Origin of the sequence: uncultured Pseudokineococcus sp., from assembly GCF_947495735.1 — a bacterium.
Lineage (GTDB): Bacteria > Actinomycetota > Actinomycetes > Actinomycetales > Quadrisphaeraceae > Pseudokineococcus.
In genome coordinates this window covers 1-1059 of sequence record NZ_CANMAA010000041.1, presented here as the reverse complement: position 1 = coordinate 1059, position 1059 = coordinate 1, and the positions used below count along the sequence as shown (strand labels likewise).

The 1059-nt window shown below is 70.6% G+C and carries 1 protein-coding gene; it reads left to right on the top strand.

The genetic code is table 11. The annotated features are described in order from the left end of the window. Positions 1-70: 70 nt before the first annotated feature. Positions 71-1059 (top strand): IS30 family transposase (locus tag Q0848_RS18890; protein ID WP_299040378.1); only part of this gene is annotated, 989 nt, incomplete at its 3' end.

The window sequence follows — 1059 nt, the reverse complement described above, 5'->3', positions numbered from 1 at the left end:
CCCGGATCCTCGCGGTGGTCGCAACAGCCGAAGCCACCAGGGGACGGCGATGGTCAGGTTCACTGCCGTGATGGACACGGCGAGGGTGCAGGAGTTCTGGGAGGGCTACCAGGACGGTGAGTTCATCACCGACGCTGCCTCTGCTGCTGGCACTTACCGCAAGCAGGGCGCCCGCTGGGTCGCTGCAGCTGGTGGTGTCAGGCCGCGCCGCGGGCGAAACCTGAAGGGCCGGTGCTTGACGCTGGCCGAGCGTGAGGACATCGCTCTGGCCCGGGCCGAGGGCCTGGGGGTGCGGGCCATCGCGACGCGGATCGGCCGCGCAGCCTCGACCGTCAGCCGGGAGCTGTCCCGCAACGCCGCACCCGAGGGCGGCTACCGCGCGACGGCAGCGCACGCGGCGGCCTACGTGCGGGCCGCCCGCCCCAAGCCCTCGAAGCTGGCGACCTGCACCGAGCTGCGGGAGCGGGTGCAGGAGGATCTGGACCGCAAGTACTCCCCGGAGCAGATCAGCGGCCGGCTGCGGGAGGAGTTCGGCGACCGGGCGGAGATGCAGGTGTCCACCGAGACCATTTACCAGGCGATCTACGTCCAGACCCGCGGCGGGCTGCGCCGTGACCTGGCCCGATGCCTGCGTACCGGGCGGGCGGTGCGGGTGCCCAACCGTCAGGCCAACCAGCGCCGCAACCGCATCAAGGACATGGTCAACGTCGTCGAGCGGCCCGCCGAGGCCGACGACCGCGCGGTACCTGGCCATTGGGAAGGTGACTTGATCATCGGTCGGGGCAACCTCAGCGCCATCGGGACGCTGGTCGAGCGCGCCACCGGCTACGTGGCCTTGGTGCACCTGCCGGACGGGTACAAGCCCGAGCAGGTCGCGCCCGCGCTGACGGCGAAGGTCCAGCAGCTGCCGCAGTCGTTGCGCCGGTCGTTGACGTGGGACCAGGGCGGGGAGATGCGCGACTGGAAGCAGGTGCAGATGGCCACCGACATGGACATCTACTTCTGCGACCCGCACGCGCCTTGGCAGCGGGCGACGAACGAGAACACCAACGGCTTGCT